The following is a 24,538-nucleotide window of genomic DNA, read 5'->3' as shown; positions in this document are numbered from 1 at the left end:
ACCAAGAGAGAGACTAGGAGTGAGGGCGCACTCTATGGGATCCACTCCAGCCCAACGCCAAAGCTAAACTCCCGATCCAAGGTCGAGTTGCGCAGGCTATAGCGAGCAGAAAGACGAAAAGAAGGGCTAATGGCATAGGCAGCGGTGATCTCCGCCAGGGTGGCCTGTCCTTCTTCGGGCTCCTGGGGGGCAACCCAACTGTAGCTACCGGTCAAATCTGCAGCTCCGGGAGCCAAGGCCAAAACAGCAAAAGCCCCATAGCTAACTCCACTGAGGCTGCGGTTCTTTTGTTCCAAAGCCCGATACCCCAGTTGTGGCGCCAGATTAAAACGGGATCCCAGGGGGGCCAGAAAGTAGCGCATCTCCGACCCGTACTGGCGCACTTCGGGATGTTCGGAAGATTGGCGATAGTCACCACTGAGGGTGAGGCGATCTCCCAGACGCAAGTCTTGTAGGCTGATTCGCCAGTGAGAAGAGGACTCGAAACCGGCCTGCAAGCGGGTGGGCAAGACAGGGGTGTTGCGGATTTCTTCCAGGAGATGGGGCGGGTTTTGCAGCCAGCGGCGCAACACGGGGCTGCCTTCCAAAAGTTGGCTATCCAAGCCCAAATCCAAAGCGGCTGAGAGGGTGGCCGGCACCGGATCTGGAATAGGGGCTTGCTGGGAATTGGCCCAAACCGGCCGCTCAGGCACCAGTCCAGCCCAGAGGAGCAGCATACCCAGGGGAAGCCCTTTGCCAGACTGTCTCACCGCCTGCAACCCCATGCATCGCGTCCCTACTGTAGCCGCTTTCCGAGGGATTCTCCACGCAGACGGGCAGAGCCAAAGGGCGGCAACAACACCTCAAAGACGGCTCAACGACAACAGAAAGCCTAGCTGCTCCGGCTGTTGGCAACCACCCGCAAGCGCTCGACCAATTTTTGCAGTTGCCGTTCAAATTGCAGACTTTGCCGCTGTAGCTGACTGACTTTCTCACAGCTATAGAGGACGGTGGTGTGATCTTTTCCCCCAAAGTAGTCGCCAATTTTGGGCAAGCTGAGGTTGGTGTAGTGGCGCATCAAGAACATGGCAATTTGCCGTGCTTGGCTGATGTCGCGCTTGCGGGAGGATCCCAGTAAACTGTCTCGGTCGATGCCGAATTCTTCACAGACCACATCGGTAATCATGTCGGCGGTGATCTCTTTCGGCTCGCTGGGGGGATTGAGGATGGGCTGAATCGTCTCCACGCTCATCGGCAAGCCAGAAATGGAAACATAGGCGACGGCGCGGATCAGGGCACCTTCCAGCTCGCGGATGTTGCTGGTGTAGGTGGTGGCAATGTACTCGATCACGTCGGCGGGCAGGTTCATCCCCTCGTACTCGGCTTTCTTCTTGAGAATGGCCATGCGGGTTTCGATATCCGGCGATTGAATTTCCGCAATCAAACCCATGGAGAAACGAGAACAAAGCCGCTCCTGCAGACGCGGGATCAGATGAGGAGAGCGGTCGGCGGCCAGTACGATCTGTTTGCCGGACTCGTGCAGCGTATTAAAGGTGTGAAAAAACTCCTCTTGGGTGTACTCTTTGCCTTCGATAAATTGAACATCATCCACCAATAAAATATCCACATCCCGATAGTGCTCCCGGAAAGACTGCATGCTGTCTCGCCGGATGGCATCGATTAAATCGTTGGTAAACCGTTCGGTGGACACGTAGAAGACCTTGGCGCGTGAATTGGCCTCCAGTTGGTAGTGGCCAATGGCCTGCATCAGGTGGGTTTTGCCCAGACCCACCCCACCGCAGAGAAACAGGGGGTTGTAGGCGCGCCCAGGCTTGTCGGCCACAGCCAGAGCTGCAGCGTGAGCCATGCGGTTGTTGGGGCCAACCACAAACCGCGAGAAGGAATACTTGGGGTTGAGATCCGGCGCCCGCATGGGCAGGCTGCCGCCGACTTCCAGTCCTAGGGTGGTGGAGGCAGGTAAGCTGCCGGCTCTGCCCGATGTTGGGGAAATCGCCCTTGAAGGGGGTTCTGCCTCGACAGAAGCGTGGGGGGAAACGGAAAACTCCACCTGCAAAGGGATCCCGGCTACCCGCTGCACCACCTCGGTGATGGTGGAAGCGTAGTGCTTTTGCAGCCAGCCCCGTGCCCATTCGCTGGGGGTACAGATGGTGAGGCGGTTGTCCACCAACGATTCAGCCCGCGCCGTTTTGATCCAAGCCTCGAAGGTTGGGCGGCTGAGCTGCACCTGCAGATGACACAGGGCTTCATCCCAGAGCTGATCCAGGGAAATATCCACACCACACACTCAGAGCGACACAGCAGAAGCCCAGAGGAAACAGCGGCGGCTTCCTCGACAGGAGCTTCGGGATTCCCAATTTAACTGCTCGGCGCGGGGTGGCCAATCTAGCAATTTTCCATTGAGTCTGCTAAGATTAAGCGTCTGCGATCAGTTTCAAGCGGGCTAATTTCGGTCTGGTCAGCTCTGGCAAATGATCTTGGATTCATAAGTTGGCTTCTCACCATGACTCAGCGTACCCTTCGTGGCACCAATCGCAGACGCATTCGGGTTTCTGGGTTTCGGGCCAGAATGCGAACGGCAACTGGGCGTCAGGTCTTGCGGCGACGGCGGGCCAAGGGGCGTTATCGCCTGGCGGTTTCCTAAGCCCTTTGGTCAGAGATTTGATTTGTCTTGGTTTTTTGGAGCGTTGCAGCCCAAAACTCGCTGACTTCTGGGGCAGACTCTCCTCGGTGCCCAATGTTGCCGGCTCCTCATCGATTGCGGGATCGACGAGCTTTTCAGGCGCTCTACCAGGGGGGCCAACGTCGTTCCGGTGCAGGCTTGACCCTGCTGTTTCAGCCGATGCCCGCAGGGTGCGAAGGGATCCCTAGCCAGGTGGGACTGGTGATCGGCAGAAAGGTGAGCAAATCTGCCGTAAAACGGAATCGGCTGCGCCGCCAGTTGCGAGAAATCTTGCGCCCTCTGTGCCCAAACCTGAAACCCGGATACCGGCTGCTGTTCATCTCCAAGGCAAACTTACTGACCTACCGATGGCCGGAGCTGAGGGCAGAGGTGCATCGTCTTCTCCAAAAGGCCGACCTGCTCGTCGGCACAGATGTAGACTCAACAGGTGCAGACTCAGATGCCAAGCCGTCCTAAGAAACTTGAGCTGCACAGGTTTTTGCTACCCATGCTAGCCTGTTGCCATCATATGCTGGTGGCCACGCTAGATGTGGGGTGTGATGTACATCAAGCGGATTGAGCTGACCCGATTTAAGTCGTTTGGCAGCACCACCTCGTTGCCCCTGCTGCCGGGCTTTACGGTCATTTCCGGCCCCAATGGCTCCGGCAAGTCCAACATCCTGGATGGGATCCTGTTTGCGCTGGGGTTATCGTCCTCGCGGGGGATGCGGGCAGAGAGGCTTTTGGATCTGGTGCATTCCGGCAGCCTCAACGGCAATCGGCAGGTGGAAACCCATGTTTCTGTCACCTTTGAGCTGGGGCCAGGAGAAGATGGCCAGCCCAGGGAATGGAAAGTCAGTCGCCGGCTGCGGGTCAAGCCCGGAAAGGCTGAGGATCCCACTCGCGATAGCGGGACGGATTCTCTCCCCTACACCAGCACTTTCTACATCAACGATGTGCCCTGTACCCTGAGCGAGCTGCACGAACAACTGGAGGCGATGCACATCTACCCCAACGGCTACAACGTCGTTTTACAGGGGGATGTCACCAGCATCATTTCCATGCACCCCAAGGAACGGCGGCAGATCATCGACGAATTGGCGGGGGTGGCCACCTTCGACCGCAAGATCGCCCAGGCCAACAGCAAGCTGGAGGCGGTACGGGAACAAATTGAGCGCTTTCGGCTCATCGAACAGGAATGGCAAGCTCAAGGAGAGCGGCTGCTCAGAGAGAGCGAAAAGGCCCAACACTATCAGCAACTGCGGCTGCAGTTGCAAACGCTGGAGCAGCAGCAACAGGTGTTGCTTTGGCGGCATTTGCAGGCCCAAGTGGAAGAAACCCAGGCGGCCATTCAGCGGTTTCTGGAAACTCAGGAGCAGGCCACTGCTCAGGTGCAGACCTTGAACGATCATTTGCAACAGGCCGAAGCCGCCCTGGCCGAGTTGCAAAGCCGCATCCATGCTCTTGGAGAGGAGGAATACCTGCACCTGCAAGCCCAAATCGCCGCCGCCGAAGCACAGCGGCAACAGGTCAGCCGACAGATCGCAGCCTGGCAGGAGGAGATCCAGCAAGCGCAGCGCCTACATCAGGAGTGCCAAGCCCAACAGCAGCATCTGCAGGCGGAGCTGGAACACCTGCACAGCCAACAAGAGCAACTGGCCCAAGCCCAGGGATCCCTGCAGGCCCAGGTTCAGAAAGCCCAAATTAGCTTGGAACAGAGCCGCGAACAGCTGCGCGCCCTAGCCCAATCCGCTGATGCCTGGGTGAAACAGCAGCGCTACCTCACCCGCCACATTGAGGAACTCCGCGCTGAACAGGAGCCTCTCCAACAGGAGCAAATTCGCCTGCAAGAGCGACAACGGCAACTGGAACGACAAAGCCAAGAGATCCAAGCGGAGATTGCCCAGATCGAGGCGTGGCTGGGATCCCACCTGGCCCTCACCGCCGAGCTGGAACACACTTGCCGACAGTCGGAAGCTCAGGTTCAAACTTTGGCCCAAGAGCTGGCGCAACTGCAGGCCGGCCTGGAGCTGGATCGCGCCACCCACGAGCGCCTGGCCGCCGAGCTGCACGCCAAGCAGCGGCAACTGGACAAATGGGAAACCCGCCGCCAAGTGTTGCAAGAGTCCCAGGGATCCCGGGCGACCCAAGCCATCCTGAGTGCCCGTCTGCCGGGGGTTTTGGGGTTGGTGGCCCAGTTGGGGCAGGTGGATCCCCAGTATCAACTGGCCCTGGAGGTTGCAGCAGGCAACCGGCTGCACTTTGTGGTGGTGGAGGATGACACCGTGGCCGTGAGCGCTGTCAACTTTTTGAAACGGGAAAAAGCCGGACGCGCCACCTTTTTGCCCTTGAATAAGCTCCAGCCCACCCGCCCCCCCAGCCCCCTGAAATTGGACGGCCTGATCGACTACGCCATTCGTTTGGTGCGTTTTGAAGAGCGCTACCGGGATGTTTTCGGCTTTGTGTTCGGCTCCACCCTGGTTTTCCAAAGCCTAGAGCTGGCCCAGCCCCACATCGGCAAGCACCGCATGGTTACTCTGGAAGGGGAGCTGTTGGAAACTTCGGGCGCCATCACCGGCGGCAGCGCCCCCCAGCGAGCTGGGATCCACTTTTCTGCCGGCGGACACAAGGGCTCCGTCTCGCTATCGCCATCGGAAGAAGAAGCCTTGCGCTCCCGCTTGGCCGAGCTGGAGGAACTGCTGGCCGCCCTCACCCTGCGCCTACAAGCAGCCCAAGCCCGCGAAAAACAACTGGCCCAAGCCCTGCTGCTCGCCCGCCAGGACGCCTTACAAGCCCAGCAATATCTGGAGCGTCACCAAGCCGATTGCCAAAAGCAACAGGCCCGCCTGCAACACCTGCAGGGATCCCTGGCGCAAAGGCAAAGCGAAAGCCACCAGATCCAGCAGCGGCTCCAGCAGATTCAACTGCGTTGGGATCCCTTGCAACAGCGCCTAGCCGATCTCGCCCTCAAGCTCAGCCAACTGGAGGGATCCCCGGTGAACCAACATTGGCAGCAACTGCAGCAGACGGTGCAGCAGCAGGAAAGTCGCTTGGCAGAGCTGCAGCAGCAACTGGCCCAACTGGAGCGGCAACAGCAGGAGAACTCCGGCCAACAACACCTGAAACAGGCCCAAATCCAGCACCACCAGGAGCGCCTGCAGGAGAGCGAACAGCGCCAAGCCCATCTGCAGGAGCAAATCGTCCAAGCCCAAGCCACCCTTGGTCACATCCAGCAACACCTTGCCGAGCAACGGCAACAGATAAGCCAGATCGAGGCCCGACTTTCCCACCTGCGCCAAGAGCGGGATCGGCAAGAATTCCAATTGCGGGCCCAACAACAGCAAATCCAACGCCTGGAGTGGGAACGCTACAACGCCCTCACCCAACAACAGGAAAAAGAGGCTCTGCTGGCCCAACTGCAAACCCAACTGCAAGCGGTGGTTCAAGAGCTGCCGGATCCGCTGCCCGACTTGCCCGCCACCCTGACCTTAGACGAGCTGCAGCGGCAAAAACGCAAAATCGAAGAGCAATTGCGATCCCTGGAGCCGGTAAACATGCTGGCCATTGCCGAATACGAACAGACCCAAGCTCGCCTGCGGGATCTCAGCGCCAAACTGGAAACCCTGCACCAAGAGCGCACCGAGTTGTTGCTGCGCATCGAGAACTTTTCCACCCTGCGTCGGCAAGCCTTCTTGGATGCCTTTCATGCCGTCAACGGCCATTTTCAAACCATCTTTGCCCAACTTTCCGATGGGGATGGTCATTTGGAATTGGAAAACCCAGAGGATCCCTTCGCAGGCGGTCTAACCTTGGTGGCCCACCCCAAAGGTAAGCCGGTGCGCCGTCTCAGCGCCATGTCGGGAGGAGAAAAATCCTTGACAGCCCTCAGCTTTATTTTTGCTCTGCAGCGATTCCGCCCTTCCAGCTTTTACGCCTTTGATGAAGTAGATATGTTTTTGGACGGGGCCAATGTGGAAAAATTGGCCAATATGATCTGGCAGCAATCTCGTCAGGCGCAGTTTTTGGTGGTCAGTTTACGCCGCCCCATGATCGAAAAAGCTGAGCACACCATTGGTGTAACCCAGGCCCGCGGTGCATACACTCAGGTGATCGGCCTGACCAAACCCGCCCCTCACCCCAGTTAAGATGTGGCTTGGTTAAGAGCAGAGGGCAAATCCTGAGGTCCCATTAGACTCATTCTAAGAATGGTTTAGGAGTGTCCAAACGCCTGCCATGGTTGCTCTGACTCTGAATCTATCCCCCCTGACAACCCTGAGCCGAGCAGATTTTATTCGGCTTTGTGCCGCCAATCCTGACCTGAAGCTGGAGCGTACCGCTCAAGGAGAATTGGTTATCATGTCTCCAACCGGCGGGGAAACCGGCCACTGGAATGCCGAAATCACCACAGACTTAACCCTTTGGAATCGGCAATCGGGCCGAGGGAAAAGCTTTGATTCTTCCACCGGATTTTCCTTGCCTTCAGGCAGCGACCGCTCCCCTGATTTGGCCTGGATCCCGATTGAAAAGTGGGAAGCTTTGGATCCCTCAGTCCGTCAAGGATTTTTGCCCTTGTGCCCCGATTTTGTGGTGGAGATCCTCTCGCCCACCGATTCTTGGATCCAAACTCAGGCCAAGATGCAAGAATACATGGACAACGGCTGCCGGCTGGGGTGGCTGCTGGATCCCAAGGCCAAGCGGGTGATGATCTACCGACAAGGGCAAGCGCCGGAATTGGTCGAAGATCCGGAAACCTTATCGGGAGAGGACGTGCTGCCGGGCTTCACCTTGCCCATCCGCAAGATCTGGTCGGCTTGATATGAGTAGCTTTCACGGATTTACGATCCCTGATACAGCTTTTTTCCACACCCTTAACCCAGCCAACTCTGATGGATCTCTTGCATGACAGGGATCCCACGCAATTGCAGAACTCTCCCAACCTTGGAAACAGCTGCAGTAAAAATGTTGAGCGATAGGCCAAAAACAGGCGGAGTCACACTACCATGGCTGCTCTGACTCTGAATCTATCTCCCCTGATAACCCTCAGCCGAGCAGATTTTATCCGGCTTTGTGCGGCCAATCCTGAGCTGAAGCTGGAGCGTACTGCCCAAGGAGAACTGGTCATCATGTCTCCAACCGGTGGGGAAACGGGCAACCTCAACTTCGAAATTGCCGGGGAAGTTTATGTTTGGAACCGGCAATCGGGCCGAGGGAAAAGCTTTGATTCTTCCACCGGATTTTCCTTGCCTTCAGGCAGCGACCGCTCCCCTGATTTGGCCTGGATCCCGATTGAAAAGTGGGAAGCTTTGGATCCCTCAGTCCGTCAAGGATTTTTGCCCTTGTGCCCCGATTTTGTGGTGGAGATCCTCTCGCCCACCGACTCTTGGATTCAAACTCAGGCCAAGATGCAAGAATACATGGACAACGGCTGCCGGCTGGGGTGGCTGCTGGATCCCAAGGCCAAGCGGGTGATGATCTACCGACAAGGGCAAGCGCCGCAATTGGTCGAAGATCCGGAAACCTTATCGGGAGAGGACGTGCTGCCGGGCTTCACCTTGCCCATCCGCAAGATCTGGTCTGCTTGACAGGGTGATTTTCTAAAATTGGCAATTCCTTATTCCTGTATATTGATACTCTTCATCGAACCGGCAAGCCGGAGCAGCAAGGATTGCAACGTTGGTTGCGTCGTCGCGTCAGCGTTTTCGATTCAAACCAAGACACTTTGCCTATACTTGAAACGTTGGATGCAGGACGCCAGAAGGCTTTTCTCAGTGGCCCAGGCGTCTCACCGTAACCTGAAACGACTATAGTCCTTATAGTCCTCAGATTGGGGTCTTTCGCGCAATTCTGGCGAGACTGGGATCTTGGCCAGGCTGGATAAGGCCCACCGATGCCTTTTGCACCTGCTGGACTTCTTGCAAAAGCTGCAAGTAAAAAGTCCGTCGTTCCCAATCCAGATCTCGGAGCCCACAGCCCGGCTCTCGATGGTGCAGGCAATCGCGAAACTGACAGGCGCCCAAGCGATCCCTTACTTCGGGGAAGCACCGTATCAACTGCAAAGGATGCACCGGCGGGATCCCTTCGCCAGCATTGAATCCCGGCGAATCGGCGATCCAACCGCCTTCCGGCAAAGGAAACAGCTCCACATGGCGGGTGGTGTGCCGACCATAGCCCAAACGTCTGGAGACGGCCTGAGTAGCCAGCCGAACGTCCGGCAGCAGCCGATTGAGCAAGCTGGATTTGCCCACCCCGGAAGGGCCCATCACCACCGAGATCTGATCTCGACAGCACTGTTGCAACTGGGGGATCCCAGCTTGGGTGTGGGCACTGACCAACAGAGGCTCATATCCCCACCTCTGCAGACGCTCCACCCAAGTTGTCGCCACTTCTGGATCCACGCAGTCGCATTTGTTCAACACCACCTGAACCCGCAGTTGGCTGGCCTCGGCTTGCACCAGCAGACGACTGAGGGCGTTGGGCTCAGGGTCGGGCTCGGCCAGGGCCACCACCACCAGAACTTGGGTCGCGTTGGCAATAGCGGGTCGAGGCAGCTGAGTGCGCCGCGGCAGGATCGCCTCGATCACCCCCCGCTCCGGCCAGAGGTCGGCGGCAGCAGGCGGCAAGCGCACCTCCACCCAGTCCCCCACCATCACCTGCTGGCCCGTTTTTTTCAGCTTGGCCCGACAGGTACAGAGAATCTCCGCCGGGGTGGGCTTTTGAGCCGGAAACTGAGCCGGGATCTCGGGAAAAAGGGCGGCCAAACTCGGATCGATCCGCACGCGATAAAAGTTGGCCTGCGCTGCGCGCACCCAGCCGGTACAACTGGATCCCGGATCCCCCTTTCCTTCTGGTTTCACCGGGCTCATGGCGACGCAGGCGTGCCGCGACGCACCCAGAGAATGTAATGGCCTTCGGGGGAAGCTGCCTGTCCCTCAATCCGATGCCCGGCCATGGCTAGACTGTTGGGCACCTGCTCCAGAGGTTCTCCCGCATCCAGCCACAGCTCCAGCAGTTCTCCAGGAGCCATGCGCTCCAGGCGCAGCTTCGCCCGCACGTAGTTAAGTGGGCAAGGGATCCCACGCTGGTCAAGGATAAACTTGACCTCTTCCGACGAAACAGCCTCTGCAGTCATTCTTCCTCACGCTCCCGGTTGCCGGGCATCTGGGCCAGCCCCCGCAACAACCCGCCCAAGAAACCATCCCGCTTGTTGATGCGTTCTCCGTGCAGCTCAGCCAGGCGCATGAGCAATTCCCGCTCTTCTGAGCTGATGCGGGTGGGGATCTCCACCACCAAGGTGATTTGGTGGTCGCCCCGAGACATCGGGTTGCCAATGCGAGGTACCCCCTTGCCCTCCAGGGTCAGCACTGTACCCGGCTGGGATCCGGCTGGGATGGTCAGCTCCACCTCCTCCTCCAGGCCGGCTTTCGAGTCCACGGTGGGCACAGAGACCTTGGCCCCCAAGATGGCCTGCAAATAGCTCACCCGCACCTCCGAGAGAATGGTCAGGCCATCTCGCTGGAAGTCGGGATCCGGTTCCACGAATAGGTAGACGTAGAGATCCCCGGGCGGGCCACCGCGTCGACCGGCATCGCCTTCCCCGGAAACCCGCAAACGGGTGCCACTATCCACGCCGGCTGGGATGTTAATGCGCAGTTTCTTCGTGGTTTGGGCCAAGCCCTCGCCATTGCAGTTGTAGCAGGGCTCTTCCAACACCTGACCGCTGCCACCACAGGTGGGACAAACCGAGACCTGGGTAAAGTTGCCAAACGGCGTGCGGGTTGCCCGCCGCACCTGACCGCCGCCCCCGCAGGTGGGGCAAGTTTTCACCTCCGTACCGGGCTTGGCCCCGCTGCCTCCACAGACGTTGCAGACTTCCAAGTGGCTGATGCGAATCTGCTTTTCGCCGCCGAAGATGGCTTCCAGAAACTCCAGTTTTAGGTCAAAGCGCAGATCATCGCCCCGTACCGGCCCCTGGCGACTGCGGGCATAGCTGGCTCCTGCCCCTGCAAAGTTGGTGAAAAAGCTCTCGAAAATGTCGGCAAAGCCACCCATCCCCGCAAAATCCTGGAATCCACTTGCTGCCGCAGCAGCTCCACTCAAACCCGCTTCTCCAAAGCGATCGTAGCGGGCTTTCAGCTCATTATCAGAGAGCACCTCATAGGCACGGTTGATCTCTTTGAAGCGCTCCTCGGCGCCTGGCTCCTTGTTGACATCCGGGTGGTACTTACGAGCCAACCGTCGATAGGCGCGCTTGATCTCCTCTTTGGAGCTATCGCGGCTAACCCCCAAGATTTCATAGTAGTCGCGAGCCATAGAAGCGCTTCAGAAGAGGTTAAAGATCAAAACATCAGACACACTTGAGATGCAACTTGTCAGGCAGCACAACCGAAGCAGACCTACAAGGCACCGGAGCTGGGGGAGAGCAAGCAGTTGCCTAGAATCCTCAGCGAGCTCCATAGATCTCGCTACCCATCTCCAGCAGGACAGCCCGCAGCTCTTCCATTGCGTTCCGTAAAGTTGCTAAGTCTACGTTATCATTTGCCAGCAATGCCCTCAATGTGCCCGCCACCTGAGCCCCCCGCTGGATTCGAGCTTCGCTGAGACGATTGCCATGCTCCTGCAGGGTTTTGTCGTAGTTGTAGAGCAGGCTATCTGACTGGTTGCGGGCTTCCACCAACTGCCGCCGGCGTTGATCTTCTTCGGCATAGGCCTCCGCTTCTCGGCGCATCCGCTCGATCTCGCTGCTGCTCAAGCCACCGTTGTTGGTGATCTTGACGCTCTGCTCGATTCCTGTCCCCTTTTCCCGGGCCGAGACTTTCAAGATCCCGTTGGCATCGATGTCAAAAGAAACCTCGATCTGGGGCACCCCACGGGGAGCCGGCGGGATCCCGGTCAGCTGAAAGCGGCCCAAGGTTTTGTTGTCTTTGGCCATGGCCCGCTCTCCCTGCAGGACGTGAATCTCCACCACACTCTGGCCATCGGTGGCAGTGGAGAAAATCTGGGTTTTACTGGTGGGAATGGTGGTGTTGCGCTCGATGATGCGGGTGAAGACTCCCCCCAGCGTTTCCACCCCAATCGAGAGAGGGATCACGTCCAGCAGCAGTAGATCTTTCACTTCTCCACCCACCACGCCTGCCTGGATGGCAGCGCCAAGGGCCACCGCCTCGTCCGGGTTGACGGAGCGATCTGGGTTTTTTTTGAAGATTTGCCGAATTTTCTCCTGGACAGCGGGAATACGAGTAGAGCCGCCCACCAGCAGCACGCGGTCGATGTCTGCAGGGGAGAGGCCAGCATCCCGCAGCGCCTGTTCTGTAGGCTCCACGGTGGCCTCCACCAGATCCCGCACCAACTCCTCAAACTTGCCGCGGGTCAGCTCCACTTCCAGGTGCTTGGGCCCCGAATCGTCGGCGGTGATAAAAGGCAGGTTAATGAGTGTAACCTGGGTGCTGGACAGCTCAATTTTGGCCTTCTCAGCAGCCTCCCGCATCCGCTGCAGGGCCATGCGATCCCGCGAGAGGTCGATCCCTTCCGTCTCCAAAAACTGACGGATGAGCCAATCGACAATTCTTTGGTCGAAATCATCCCCCCCCAGGTGGTTGTTGCCGGCAGTCGCCTGCACCTCAAACACGCCGCTGCCCAGTTGCAGCACCGAGACATCGAAGGTGCCGCCACCCAAATCGAAAACCAGAATGCGTAGGTCTTGATCTTGTTTGTCTAGGCCATAGGCCAGGGCGGCTGCTGTCGGCTCGTTGATGATGCGCAGCACCTCCAGGCCGGCAATGGTGCCCGCATCTTTGGTGGCCTGCCGCTGGGCATCGGTGAAGTAGGCGGGAACGGTGATCACGGCTTGGGTCACCGGCTCCCCCAGATAGGCCTCCGCATCGGCCTTCAGCTTTTGCAGGATCATGGCGGAGATCTCCTGCGGAGTGTAGGCGCGATCTTGCACCGCCACTTCCACCATGTTGTCTCGACCGGGGATGACCTTGTAGGGAACCCGCCTCCGCTCATCTTCGGTCTCGGCAAAGGTGCGGCCAATGAAGCGTTTGATGCTGAAGATGGTGTTTTCAGCATTGGTAACCGCCTGGCGCTTGGCCAGTTGGCCTACAAGGCGGGTGTTGTTCTTGGCAAAGCCGACAATGCTGGGGGTAGTGCGCCCTCCCTCGGCGTTGGTAATCACAACGGGCTGACCACCTTCCAAAACCGCCACGCAACTGTTGGTGGTTCCCAGGTCAATCCCGATGACTTTACCCATAGCCCCCTCTCCCCGTGCGCCAAGTCTCAACCCAAGAACGCGATTCCACGGATCTTAAAAGCATTCTGCCCAGAATCCCGCAGAAACCTTCAGACGGTGCTTTCGTCTCCGTAGCTTTACTGTAGCGTTTCTGAGACTGCTCTGGCTCTGTTTGTCAAGGTTCAAGTGAGCAAGTTCGGCTAGGAAGGTTGGGGGTTTTGGGGAGAGGCGGGCGTGTTTTCCGGACCAGCTTCGATGGTGGCTTGGGCTGGGGGGGATGGTTCAGAGCTGGGGCTGCCCGCCGAGACGGCTACCATGGCATGACGGATCACCAAGTCCCCCAACTTGTAACCTGGCTGATATTCGATGGCTACCACATCCTCGGGATAGTCTGGGCTGGGCTGACGGGCTATGGCTTCGTGCAGGTTGGGGTCGAAGGGCTGGCCCACCGATTTCATGCGGGAGACGCCCATCTTCTTCAGGCATTCCACCAGCAGGCGGTAGACGCTCTGGTAGCTGTTGTGCAACTCCCGCTCGCGGTCGGTTTCCAGCTTCAGCTGCTGCTGAGCCCGCTCAAAGCTGTCCACAACAGGCAAGATCTCCAGCACAAATTTCTGCCGTTCTTTTTGGCTGAACTCTTCTTTTTCCCGCTGGGTACGCCGCCGGTAGTTTTCAAAATCGGCGTAGAGGCGCAGGTAGGCGTCTTCTTTCTCTTTGAGTTGCTGGCGGACAACTTCCAACTCGTGCTGGAGCTGCTTGAGAGCTTCACCGGGATCTGGAGAAGGCTCAGCTGCGGTTTCTCCGGAGGAGGTACCGGCTTCTGCTTCGCTATCTTCCAAAATCAGCTTCTCCAGCTCTGCCTCTACGTCGATCTCTTCTTCCTGTAGTTCAGGATAGGTATCTTCTGGGGCCATCGGTTGCTTCTCTTCGGCAGTCATGGGCGATGTCGGCAAGTGTGAGCAATGAGCAGTGACTCGGATATCCCCAGTTTGGCAGTTTCAAAACCGCCGCTGCACTCAGCCAAACCAGGCTCTGTGTTGATCGTATTCTACCGGGTTCTCTTTCAGCCAGTTGAAGTCAATATCTTTTCTTTCCTAGCCGACCAGCAGATGTTCCCGTGGCCGGCCCAGGCAATCGGGGAAGTAGATCTTGGCCAAGTCGGGGATTAGGCGCCAGTTGGGGCTGTAGATGGGTTGAATGGGGGAGTGGGTGTGAATATAGTAGACCAGAAAGTCGCGGATGCTATCGGCTGAGATCCACAGGGTTTGGGCTTCTTGGAACATGCTGTAACCGCCGCCGCCGCCGGCTCGGTAGTGGTTAATGGCCAGGCGAAAGGTCTGTGCTGGTTCCACCGGCTGTCCGCGGAATTGTAAGGTCACCAGGCGCTTTCCTACGGGGCGGGTGAGATCGAAGCAGTAGTCGATGCCGTGGTAGAGGTCGAAGGTGTAGCCGCGGGCTTCGGGGGCCACGACGGCAGCAGGATCGGCGGGAAGGTGATTGGGATCCAACTGGCGAAAATAGCCGGCAGTCTGTTCCAGGGCGCGCCGCAGAATATCTCCGGTGATCTCCAAAACGCAGAGGGTGTTGTCGTAGACGGTGAGGCTGTAGGCATCTTGCAGGGAGATGGGGCCTGCTGACAGGCCGGCGCTGCTGCAGATGTTGACCAGGGAGAGCTCTGCGGGGAATCCTGCCTCCCGCACTGCTTGCAATTGGGCCTGATGGAGCAGCTCTGCCAGAGGGTTGGCCCCCAGACGGGCTGCCAGACCGCCGCTATAGGCAGAACGGGCTTGGCCAATGGGCTGACGGATGTAGCGCAGGGTGGCTTGATGATAGGGCTCTGTCAAGGCCAAGAGTTCGGGATCGGGAGGGATCCCTTCGGCGGAGAGGAGCTGTGCGCTTTTGCTGATGATTTGCCAGCGGCTGCCCTGGCGCTCCAGCTCCAGGGATACCTGGGAGAGGTGGCTGCCCCAATAGCCGGGCTGCACCACTAGAGCTGGGGATCCCCCCAGACCGGCAATGGTCTGGTGGGTATGGCCGGAGAGGATGACGTCAATGCCGTCCAGCTCGGCCAGCGCCAGCAGTTCGTTTTCCCCTGCCAGGCTTTTGTTGCTGTACCAGCCGGAGCGATCCGGGTTGTGCCAGTGCTCAGGGGTGCGCAGGGGGGGCAATTGGTTGGGGCCGCTGTGCAGGATCAAGATCAAAACATCCACCTGAGGTCGCAGCAGCGATAGGTAGTGGCGGGCGGTCTCCAACAAGGGGGCAAAGCGTAGGCCCAAGATGTAGTCCGGGCGCTCCCAGGTGTCGATGCGGGGGGTGGTCAGCCCTAGCAAGCCAACGCGAACCCCGGCCAATTCCCGGATCAGGTAGGGCTGGAAGAGGGGATCCCCATTCTGGCGGAGGATGTTGGTGCAGAGCACCGGACAGCGGAGATCGCCGATAAAATCCTGGAGAACTTGCAGCCCAAAGTTAAAGTCGTGGTTGCCGGGGGTAAAGGCGTCGTAGCCCAAGGCGTTGAGAGCATGGGCCAAGGGGTGGGGAGAGACGCGCTCCACTTGCGCATAGTAGGTGCCCAAGGGGGATCCCTGAATGGTGTCGCCGCTGTCGATGAGCAGGACGGGATCCTCACTGGCTGCTCGCACGCGCTTGATGAGGGTGGCCAGCTTGGCTAAACCGTGCTCCGCAGGGATCCCGGTGAAGTAGTTCCAGGGATGCAGGTTGGCATGGAGATCCGAAGTGTGGAGAATTGTTAATCGCATTCTCATATCATAGCCAAAGTCAAAGCCCAACCCAAACTCGTCAGCCCAGCAAGAACAGCACCTGCACACAGCCCACCAAAAAGCCGAGGAGGCCGCCTAAGTTGACGATGGCCTGGAGTTCTTGGCGCACGATCTGCTGGATGGCCTGCTCCAGGTCGGCAGGGGAGGTGGCGTTGACTTTATCGGCAATGACCTGATCCAGGTTCAACACCGGGATCACCTGCATCATCAGGGATTCGAGATCCCGTTCTAGGTAGCGCTCCAAGACCAAAGCCAGGTCGGCGCTGATCTGATCGATGGAGGTGATCAACGCCTTGGAGTTGCGCAGGCGTCCCAACACCAGGCTGGCCACTTTTTCCCAATCGATGGTCTCCCCCAGCCCTTTGATAACCTCTGGCCCTTGGCTGCGCAGGTAATCTTGGATCCCGTCGCGGAGGGCACGGCGCAACTGACGCACGGCGGAAACCGGCAGGTTTTGCAGCGAGAGGTTCTGCAGGATCTCGGTCAGGCGGCGGGAGGCGTTGATGTCTTTGAGCAGATCTTCCAAGATGGCTTCTGCCCCTTCCGGCTCTTCTAGACAATAGGTGCGCAGGCGCAACAGGGCATTTTTCAGGCCGAACAAGTTGGCCACCACCCAGTAGGAGCCGGTCGCTCGTTCACGAAACTCCTCGTCAAGGGATTCGATGTTGCGATCGGTGAGAAAGTCCACCAAGTTCTGCCGCAACACCTTTGGGGGCAGCGCCTGCTTCAGGATCCACTCCGAGAGCTGCTTGGCCTGCTCGGCACTGAGACGCAGCTCCAGCAACACCTGGTCGAACAGTTGGTTAATCGGCCCTTCCAAAAAGGTTTCTTGACGGGCCAGCACCTTCACCAGGCGGGGCAACGACTCGTTAAACAGATCGGCCAAAATGCGCGCCAACACCTGGGCGGTTTGCTGCTGCTGCTCAGGGTTTTGCAGCCGATCCAGAGCTACCCCCAGCAGCCAGCGGATCCCAGCTTGCATGCGCTCGGTTTGCAGCAGCTTACGGGCCAGATTGTGCAGTTCCTCCGGCGTGAGCAGGGATCCCATGATGGTCTTGGCGATCTGCTTGGCCAGACGGGGTTGGTTCTGCGGGATCAAACCGGGGGTGAAGGGGATGCGCCAGCCGAAAACCCGATAGGGGCGGTAGGGCCGGAACAGCATTTTGATGGCAATGTCGTTAGTGAAATAGCCGATCACCAGCCCGGCCAGCGGGGGCACAACGTAGATCCAGAAGGCCATGGAAGCAATTGAGGGTGCTCTCTTCTACTCTACTGACCTGCCCCAGCGCAAGAGAGCGTTGACCAGTTATTGGATGATCAGGCTATCGGTCAGTTCCAGCTCCACCAGCGTATTGGGCTGTAGCGTCACCACCCGGTCAATATTGGTACTGCCTGCCGCAGCGCCGGCCAAGCTGCCGGCCAAGATCGGCAAAAAGCCCCATCCCCCCGTGAGGATCCCCAAGGCCAACCCACCTGCTGCCCCATAGCCTGCCCCGCGGGCTACAGTTGTGCCGACATCGGCGTTGCGATCCAACCCGACTGGTAGCGGCGCAGATTGGCCTCTCACCAAGTAGGTGGAAGAGCCGATGGTGAGGCGGTTGGCCACAAAGCGGCTGCCGACGACCCGCTCTTGGGGATCGGCGCTCTCCGCCTCCCGGCCAGACAACTTCAGTTCTCGGTAAACCGGCTCAAAAGTGCCCCACACTACACTCCCTGCCGGGATCACCACCTGGCCAAAGCGATCCACCACCGGCTCGGAGACTTCCAGGTGGCCGTTAATGGCCTGGTAGGGCTGGAAAGTGATGGGGCGGTAGACCGTGAGGAGAATACGGGTGCCGGCAGGCAGCTCGCCCCGCGTGGCTCCAGGGAGATCCCCACCTGGGCTGAGGTCGGGCCGACGTTGATAGGAATAGGCTTCGCCTTGGGGGAGTTGTCCACCTGGGGCCACTGGAACGGGCACCACCGGGATCGGATCCAAAACCGGAGCCGTGGGATCCAGCGGCATTTGCGGCACCTGAGGTACAGGCGGTAGGGCCGGTGGGGCGGCAGAGCTGGGGGAGGGCGGAGGGCTCAGCAAGGGCAAGGTAGGGACGGGATCCCCCCTGGGGGGCACCGGCTGAGGGGTGAACTCGAACTGCTGAGCAGCAACTGGGGTAACGGCACCGGCTATCAACACCCCCCAAAAGGAACTCCTCTGCAACAAATGCAGGAACGGCTGCAAGGTTGAGCTCATGGATCCCATCCGGTCGCAACTGGCAGTAGCTTAACATCCTGCCCCGCTTGTGCCCACTAGATTTAGTAGGTATTAAGGGATCGGAAGCTCTTAAAACACTATTGAGCCTGTTCGGGGTCTGGATCGAGTTTTCCCTAGGGGCTGGGGGAAGGAGAAGGAGTCGGTCCGCCGGGATCCCCTGGCTGGGGGGCTGGGGATTCTGGCTTAGGAGACTCTGTAGCCTCACTCTCCTGAGCCTCGGGGCTGGACTCCGGCTTGGGTTCTGCAGGAGACCGTCCTTCTGGAGAAGGAGAAGGTGAAGGCTCTCCGCCAGGCTGTGGAGTGGGAGTGGGTGTAGCTTCCGGCGTTGGGGTCAGAGCTGGAGTCGGCGTTGGGGTCGGTGTGGGCGTGGCTGTCGGTGTTGGGGTTGGTGTTGAAGTCAGCGTGGGAGTGGGTGTTGCTGTCGGTGTTGGGGTTGGGGTTGGTGCGGGTGTTGGAGTTGGTGTGGGAGTGGGCTGGGCGGCCTGCACCTGGAAAGACCACTGCTGGATGGTGGTGTTGCCGCTGGTATCGGCAATTTGGACGGCGATCAAGGTCGGCCGATTGGTGGGCAGCGGCTCGGCTGGGGTGTAGGTAAAGCCGGTGCGGGTGAGCTGGGCTTGGGCGGTGACATCCACATTGTTCACCAGCAAGGTAAAGCTATTCAGGTCAATTCCTTGGTCATCTTGGAAACGGGCTGAGATGGAGGGGCGAGAGTTGTCGGTTAGGGATCCGTTGGGAGGGGCCAGTTCGCTGATGGTGGGGAAGGTGGTGTCGGTCACCCGCCCGATGGTGATGGTCTTATCCGGCAGCTGCACCAGGGTTACCAGTCCATCCCGCTCCAAGCGGGCAAAAACAGGCGCTTCTGAGGCCCGGTCTTGGCTGCGGAAGGTGTAGCTGCCCTCGTATTGCCCTGGGCGGGTTTCCTGCAGTGGCAGGTTGTAGGCAATGCCGGGGATGGAAAACGATCCCTGCGCCCCTGGGGATCCCAGCAAAAACACGGTAACGGTATCCCCTGGGTTTACGGATCCCAGCTCTTCGCGGGCGAAGAAGGTTCTCACCTCTGGAGCGGCGGGCAGCGTTTCTACCAGAGGCTCAATGGGAATGTCCGGCGTGGTCAGGGGTTCGGGCGTAGGAGTGACCTGGGCAAGGAGCTCGGTACGGATCCCAGGGCCGGGAATGGCAGCCCCCACCGGCGGATCCAAATTGGGCACCTGGCCCACCTTGGCCAGCGCTTGGTAGGTAAGAGCAGCCACTTCCCCCCGCGTGGCCACCGCCTGGGCATTCAATTGGGTGGGGTTGGGGTAGAGCACCAACAGCCCTTCCTGAACTGCTGTCGCGATGGGGGCGCGGGCAAAGTTGGGAACCAAATTGGCATCGCCGAACGCGGATAGGATCGCGTCAATTTGACCGGGATCCTCGATGAGCCTACTGTTGGTGGCGGCACGGGTCAGGACAGTGATGGCCTGCGCACGGGTGAGCACATCGTTGGGGCGAAAGGTGCCGTCCGGAAAGCCGGAAACAAACCCTGCCGCTGCCGCCGCGCCGATGGAGGGAGCCGCCCAACTGGGAATGGGATCGGCAAAGGAGCGCACAGGAACGTTGGTATCTAGGCCAAAAGCCTTGGTGACAATAACGGCAAATTGGGCACGGGTGATGGATTCATTGGGACGAAAGGTGCCATCCGGGAAGCCGCCGATGATCTGCCGTTCATTCAACCCAGCAATGTACTGGGCACCCCAATAGGTGCTGATATCGGACAGTTGGGCCCAAGCGGGATCCCCAAGCCAGGCCAAGCTGCTGCAACTGATCACCAAAGCCGCAGTCTTCCAACCCTGCCAAAGGGAAAGCTCACGCATCGTTCACACCTCAGGTTCTGGGTACGGGATTTACAGTCTTGGATCCCCACTCTCGGTTGGGAGGGGCCCTGGAAGTTGGCCGGACAGAAGTGTAGGAGAGGATGATCCAAACCGCACATCCAGACGAGGAAACCTTCTGAAAAGTTCTATTTGGCCACCGGTTTCGCCAACCTCTTAAGGGGCAGGATTGGGGTAGCGCTGGTGAACCGCTTCGATCTCCGCCAGGATCTGCGGGGACAGCTCCACATCCAGGCAACTGAGGTTCTCTTTGAGTTGGGTCAGGCTGGTGGCCCCAATGATGGTGCTGGTGACAAACCAGCGGCTGCGCACAAAGGCCAAAGCCAACTGGGCCGGTGTCAGACCGTGCCGGCGGGCAATTTGCACATAGGCGGCCACCGCTTCTTCCACATTCGGCTTGCGGTACCGCTGGCCAAAGCCTTCAAACAAGGCCAAACGGGATCCCGGCGGCTTCACCCCCCCCAGATATTTGCCCGTCAGCAGCCCAAATCCGAGCGGGCTGTAGGCCAGCAAGCCCACCTGCTCGTGGCGGCAGACTTCCGCCAGGCCCATTTCAAACGTGCGGTTGATGAGGCTGTAGGCATTCTGAATCGAGACCACCTTGGGCAACCCCAGTTGCTCGGCCACCTGGCAGAACTTGCATACTCCCCAAGGGGTTTCGTTGCTCAGGCCGATGTAGCGAATGAGACCCTCTTGCACCAATTCCGCCAGAGCCTGCAACTGCTCGGCAATGGGAACGGTGGGCCGCTCCTGGCTGGGATCGTAGGCAACGCCCCCAAACAGGGGCACGTAGCGATCCGGCCAGTGGATCTGGTAGAGGTCGATGTAGTCGGTCTTCAGGCGTTTGAGGCTATCGGCCACCGCCTGCTTGAGGTTGTCGCGGGTGATGGACAGGGATCCGCCGCGAATCCAATGCCAGGGCCGACCAGGGCCGGTGATCTTGGTAGCCAGGATCAGGCGATGCCGCGGTTGGTGTTGCAGCCACTCGCCGATGTAGCGCTCGGTGGATCCCTGGGTTTCCGCCCGCGCCGGCACCGGGTACATCTCGGCGGTATCGATGAAGTTGATCCCGTGCTCCACCGCGTAGTCGAGCTGTTCGAAAGCCTCAGACAAAGTATTCTGCTGCCCAAAGGTCATGGTGCCCAGGCAGATCTCGGAAACTTGCAAAGGGCTGTGGCCAAGCTGGCGGTAGCGCATGGGGAATCTCCGTCTCCAACCCTAGACAGCGCGCCAGTCCCCATTGTGCCCAAAACCTGTCGGCCTACGGGATCCCCCGCTATGCCCCCGTTCCTATTTCGGTGCGGATCCCAGCAGAGGAACGTACTCGCGGTAGAGCTGACCCAAAATTTCCAGACCGATGCGGGTGCGGCTATCGGGGGGGCGAGCCTCAATGGCCGCCTTGACTTGCAAAATCGTGCCCACCGGATAGGGGGAGCGCAGCTCCTCCCGCTTGCCCAAAAACACATCCGTAAAGTAGTCGATCAGCCGCTTGACTTCCCCCACGTCTTTGCGGGAAATGTCCATATCCAAAACGGTGGTCAACTTGGCCCGCATAGCCTGAAAACTTTGCTGGCCGGTGTTGAGGGCCACCCGTTTGGCCAGGCTATCCACCACAATTTGGGTGATCTTCTCCACATTTTGGGTGACGATTTCTCGGTGGCGGGCGGCAAAGCGCAACTGAACCTCATCCAGAAATCGTTCTCGTTCCAGAATCTGGATGCCCTGTTGCTCCAAATCCACCCCATAGCTCTGCAATTGCTTATACTGATTCAAAACCCATTGGTTGTAGAAGGAATCCGCCAAAACTCGCCAATAGCCGATGAGGGTGGCCTCGGCAGAGGGAACGCTGACCAAATAAGCTTCGCTGGTGATGTGGCGCAAATGCTCTGTCAGCTTGTCTCGCTCCTTCTCATCCAAGTAGGAGGTGCGCGGCACCCAAACTGCCCCGTACTCGCTTTTCACCTCCCCGGGCAGGGATCCGAAGAGGGTGTCAAAAAACTGATGAATGCTGAAGAGAAGAAACTTTCCCGGATCCTGAAGGCGGTTGAGCAGTTCCTGTTTTTTCTCCTCCTGATATTGGGCCACCAATTGCTGGGCCTCGGCGATCTGGCCGCGGGCCACCTCCACATCTTGCCGCAGCTTTTCAATCTCTTCTGAGCTCACCATCTCAACGCCGGCAGGCTCCCGTTCCCCGCTGAAATAGCTGCCCCCCGGCCCGGTGCCCCCAATCCCCACCAGGGGAGCGTCGCTGTCGTTGTCCAGGGTTAGAAGGCGAGCAAGAGCCTGGAGTCGAGCCTGCCGATTGGAGGAGCGCAGGGATCCCAGCTCCACCGGATCCCCACTTTCCCAACCGTCCAGCCCGCCGATGCGGTAGAGCGTGTAAAAATACTTGCTGAGCAGAAGCGCCAGCAGATGCCTGTTCTTGACCTCGTTGTACTCCAGGTAGGCTCGCAGACACAGTTGGAAGGCGATGTTGGGCAAGCTGCGACACACCCTCATAATCTGGGTGTAGACCCTTTGCAGGTGAGGCCGAAAGCTGCGTGGGATCGCCTCGGGCCGTAGGCCGCGCAACAAGAACTCCTGCTGGCGCAGATCTTGAGGGGTAAAGTAAAAACTTTCTTGCCAAAGCAGCTCATCCAAGTCACGGGCAAAAATCGGTTTCAAATGGTCGATGATTTGCACCACAACCGACTCGGTGAAGACCGGTATAATCTTTTCGATGTGAAGCTGATCGTAAACGGAGCGCAGCCGCTCGCTGCGGAAGTCTTCGATGGAGATCAGCCCCTTCATAGTCCCGATCCGACCATCGCTCAGCAGGAACTTATAGACCACTTCGGCAGTGGCCCCTGGGGAGAGAACAAGAGTTCCCGTCAAGTCAGGGCAGATTTGCAGGGGGCGTAGCAGGCGGCTGGTTTCACTGACGCTGAAGCAACTCCAAGCTGCCGGGTTTAACACCACCGACGATAGGGAGGCCAACAATTGCTTCTCGTCCAAGTCCTCCAGCCGAATTTCTCCCCTGTGAGCTTCGCTAGGTCCCGGAGGCAAGCTCGCCCGCGAATCCTGAACGGCGGAAGGGGATAAGGATGGGGGAGATGTGCTCATGCGGTAAAGGCTATTGAATCTTAACGTTCACTCTAAGTCGGCGAAGGATGGATGAGTGTGATCTGTATCTCTGTATCCAATGAAAGTCTCTCAAGAAGAATCTGCCCAGAATCTGCCTCGAATTGTCTCCCGCCACCAGTATCTGGAAACGGTTAGCTTTTGGGTAGCGTGCAACCACGGTTTTGAGGATCCACAAATCGATACGCACCTTCAGCTCCGATGGATGAAGCTGTTGAGGCCTTCCCCGTTGTCGTGAACTGCTTGCCGAGCCGGTTTTCCTGCTGCAACCCCTAAGCTAGGATGAAAGATCTGCCTATCGGTATGGGATATCGGGCTGGAGTTGGGTTTGAATGCGTTTTGACTTCAGGATTGGGGTGCAGCGGTCATGACGACCATTTTGATTGTTGACGACGATCCCACAATTCGGCTGGTGTTGAAGCGATCCCTGGAACGACAGGGCTACACCGTGGAGATGGCCAGCAACGGTTCCGAGGGGCTGGAGCAAGCCCACCTGCTGGTGCCGGGGCTGATCATCTGTGACTGGATGATGCCGGACATGGATGGGCTGGAGGTTTGCCGACGCATCAAAGCCGATCCCAAGTTTTCCACGACGTTTTTTATTTTGCTCACCGCCCGCACTGAGGTGGAAGACCGCATCCAGGGCCTGGATGCCGGAGCAGATGAGTTTCTAAGCAAGCCCATCGACCCCAATGAGTTGCGGGCACGTGTGCGAGCCGGATTACGCTTACACCAGCTCAGCTATGACCTGCAGCAGCAAACGGCCAGGTTACGGGCAGAATTGGCCGAGGCGGCCAGCTATGTGCGTTCTCTCCTGCCGGAGCCGGCCTATTTTCCCGACTGCAAAGTGACCCTCGAGTGGCGCTTTTTACCCTCCCAGGAATTGGGGGGAGATTCGTTTAACTATCATTGGCTGGATGAGGAGCACCTGGCCATCTATCTGCTGGATGTGTCGGGGCATGGGGTGGGATCCGCTCTGTTGTCGGTGTCGGTGATGAACCAGTTGCGCACTCAAGGCTTGGCCGATGCCGATCCCCGCCAGCCGGACGCGGTCTTGCGCGCCCTCAACCACTCTTTTCAAATGGGATCCCACCATGAGATGTACTTCACCCTTTGGTATGGGGTTTACCAGCCGGGATCCCGTCTGCTCTCTTTTGCCAGTGCCGGCCACCCACCTGCCCTGCTCATCCAGGGTCAGGATTCGCTCCTGCTGAAGACTGCCAACTTGCCCATTGGCATTTTGCCCGACCTCACTTTTCAAAGGGATCAGGTGCGGATCCCCGAGAACAGCCATCTCTACCTGTTCAGTGATGGAGTTTACGAAGTCATAAACCCCCAGAGAGAAATCTGGGGGCTGGACAATTTGATAGCCCTGCTGAGCAAGGGCGCTGGCAATAGTTTGGATCAGGTGATCCATCAGGCCCAATCCTTTCAGGGGCGGACGGACTTTGAGGATGATTTCTCCCTGCTCCGGATCAGCTTTGGTTAGAGGTGAGTTATGGCTATTGCAAGCTGCTTTGAGGCGATCCCCTGACCAAAAGGCGCGGCAAGCCCCGTCCTTCAGGGCAGGGAAGGATAGCGCCGACCGTAGCCGACGCCCTTTAAAAACGCAGTGTCGGCCATGTG

General features: G+C 58.7%; 19 protein-coding genes. 6 read left to right on the top strand and 13 right to left on the bottom strand.

The genetic code is table 11. The annotated features are described in order from the left end of the window. Window positions 1-32: 32 nt before the first annotated feature. Window positions 33-716: a hypothetical protein gene (locus ACVWZU_RS06630; protein ID WP_457444001.1), complete on the bottom strand. Its 684-nt coding sequence runs from the start codon at window positions 714-716 to the stop codon at window positions 33-35. A gap of 155 nt (window positions 717-871) precedes the next feature. Next, window positions 872-2,275, bottom strand: a complete 1,404-nt coding sequence (dnaA, locus tag ACVWZU_RS06625; RefSeq protein ID WP_414382552.1) for a chromosomal replication initiator protein DnaA — start codon at window positions 2,273-2,275, stop codon at window positions 872-874. 225 nt (window positions 2,276-2,500) lie between these two features. On the opposite strand from dnaA, the gene rpmH reads away from it, so the two are divergent. From rpmH to ACVWZU_RS06600, 5 genes are all read left to right on the top strand, one after another. Beyond that, complete coding sequence (gene rpmH, locus ACVWZU_RS06620; RefSeq protein ID WP_011434477.1) at window positions 2,501-2,641, top strand: 50S ribosomal protein L34; 141 nt, start codon at window positions 2,501-2,503, stop codon at window positions 2,639-2,641. 93 nt (window positions 2,642-2,734) lie between these two features. Further along, window positions 2,735-3,136, top strand: a complete 402-nt coding sequence (rnpA, locus tag ACVWZU_RS06615; RefSeq protein ID WP_414355543.1) for a ribonuclease P protein component — start codon at window positions 2,735-2,737, stop codon at window positions 3,134-3,136. A gap of 83 nt (window positions 3,137-3,219) precedes the next feature. Next, complete coding sequence (smc, locus tag ACVWZU_RS06610; RefSeq protein ID WP_457444034.1) at window positions 3,220-6,804, top strand: chromosome segregation protein SMC; 3,585 nt, start codon at window positions 3,220-3,222, stop codon at window positions 6,802-6,804. An 88-nt stretch (window positions 6,805-6,892) separates the two neighbouring features. Then, window positions 6,893-7,474 (top strand): Uma2 family endonuclease, encoded by a 582-nt coding sequence (locus tag ACVWZU_RS06605; protein WP_011434474.1) that lies wholly within the window; start codon window positions 6,893-6,895, stop codon window positions 7,472-7,474. A gap of 185 nt (window positions 7,475-7,659) precedes the next feature. Further along, window positions 7,660-8,241, top strand: coding sequence for a Uma2 family endonuclease (locus ACVWZU_RS06600; protein ID WP_457443999.1), 582 nt, complete (start codon window positions 7,660-7,662; stop codon window positions 8,239-8,241). Between the two features lie 237 nt (window positions 8,242-8,478). Here ACVWZU_RS06600 and rsgA read toward each other — a convergent pair whose 3' ends face one another. From rsgA to ACVWZU_RS06545, 11 genes are all read right to left on the bottom strand, one after another. Beyond that, window positions 8,479-9,522: a ribosome small subunit-dependent GTPase A gene (rsgA, locus tag ACVWZU_RS06595; RefSeq protein WP_457443997.1), complete on the bottom strand. Its 1,044-nt coding sequence runs from the start codon at window positions 9,520-9,522 to the stop codon at window positions 8,479-8,481. Next, window positions 9,519-9,788: a sulfurtransferase TusA family protein gene (locus ACVWZU_RS06590; RefSeq protein ID WP_414329168.1), complete on the bottom strand. Its 270-nt coding sequence runs from the start codon at window positions 9,786-9,788 to the stop codon at window positions 9,519-9,521. Before ACVWZU_RS06590 ends, rsgA begins: the two co-directional genes overlap by 4 nt. After that, window positions 9,785-10,969, bottom strand: a complete 1,185-nt coding sequence (dnaJ, locus tag ACVWZU_RS06585; RefSeq protein WP_414329167.1) for a molecular chaperone DnaJ — start codon at window positions 10,967-10,969, stop codon at window positions 9,785-9,787. The genes ACVWZU_RS06590 and dnaJ overlap by 4 nt, the downstream gene beginning before the upstream one ends. 130 nt (window positions 10,970-11,099) lie before the next feature. Further along, window positions 11,100-12,908, bottom strand: coding sequence for a molecular chaperone DnaK (dnaK, locus tag ACVWZU_RS06580; protein ID WP_414329166.1), 1,809 nt, complete (start codon window positions 12,906-12,908; stop codon window positions 11,100-11,102). A 179-nt stretch (window positions 12,909-13,087) separates the two neighbouring features. After that, a complete protein-coding gene (gene grpE / locus ACVWZU_RS06575; RefSeq protein WP_414407151.1) occupies window positions 13,088-13,825 on the bottom strand; it encodes a nucleotide exchange factor GrpE in 738 nt (245 codons plus the stop codon). A 156-nt stretch (window positions 13,826-13,981) separates the two neighbouring features. After that, window positions 13,982-15,643, bottom strand: a complete 1,662-nt coding sequence (locus tag ACVWZU_RS06570; RefSeq protein WP_457443995.1) for a bifunctional metallophosphatase/5'-nucleotidase — start codon at window positions 15,641-15,643, stop codon at window positions 13,982-13,984. Between the two features lie 40 nt (window positions 15,644-15,683). Next, window positions 15,684-16,904: a DUF445 domain-containing protein gene (locus ACVWZU_RS06565; RefSeq protein ID WP_414374087.1), complete on the bottom strand. Its 1,221-nt coding sequence runs from the start codon at window positions 16,902-16,904 to the stop codon at window positions 15,684-15,686. Window positions 16,905-16,970: 66 nt separating this feature from the next. Further along, window positions 16,971-17,897, bottom strand: a complete 927-nt coding sequence (locus ACVWZU_RS06560) for a hypothetical protein (protein ID WP_457443993.1) — start codon at window positions 17,895-17,897, stop codon at window positions 16,971-16,973. A gap of 134 nt (window positions 17,898-18,031) precedes the next feature. Next, complete coding sequence (locus ACVWZU_RS06555) at window positions 18,032-19,774, bottom strand: S-layer homology domain-containing protein (RefSeq protein WP_457443991.1); 1,743 nt, start codon at window positions 19,772-19,774, stop codon at window positions 18,032-18,034. Window positions 19,775-19,948: 174 nt separating this feature from the next. After that, complete coding sequence (locus tag ACVWZU_RS06550) at window positions 19,949-20,989, bottom strand: NADP(H)-dependent aldo-keto reductase (RefSeq protein WP_457443989.1); 1,041 nt, start codon at window positions 20,987-20,989, stop codon at window positions 19,949-19,951. Window positions 20,990-21,082: 93 nt separating this feature from the next. Then, a complete protein-coding gene (locus tag ACVWZU_RS06545) occupies window positions 21,083-22,837 on the bottom strand; it encodes a hypothetical protein (RefSeq protein WP_457443987.1) in 1,755 nt (584 codons plus the stop codon). 442 nt (window positions 22,838-23,279) lie between these two features. Here ACVWZU_RS06545 and ACVWZU_RS06540 point away from each other — a divergent pair, with 442 nt between their 5' ends. After that, window positions 23,280-24,401, top strand: a complete 1,122-nt coding sequence (locus ACVWZU_RS06540) for a PP2C family protein-serine/threonine phosphatase (protein ID WP_011434461.1) — start codon at window positions 23,280-23,282, stop codon at window positions 24,399-24,401. The last annotated feature ends 137 nt before the right edge of the window (window positions 24,402-24,538 follow it).

It is taken from the genome of Thermostichus sp. MS-CIW-26, from assembly GCF_054059115.1.
This window is presented reverse-complemented; position numbering and strand designations above follow the sequence as displayed.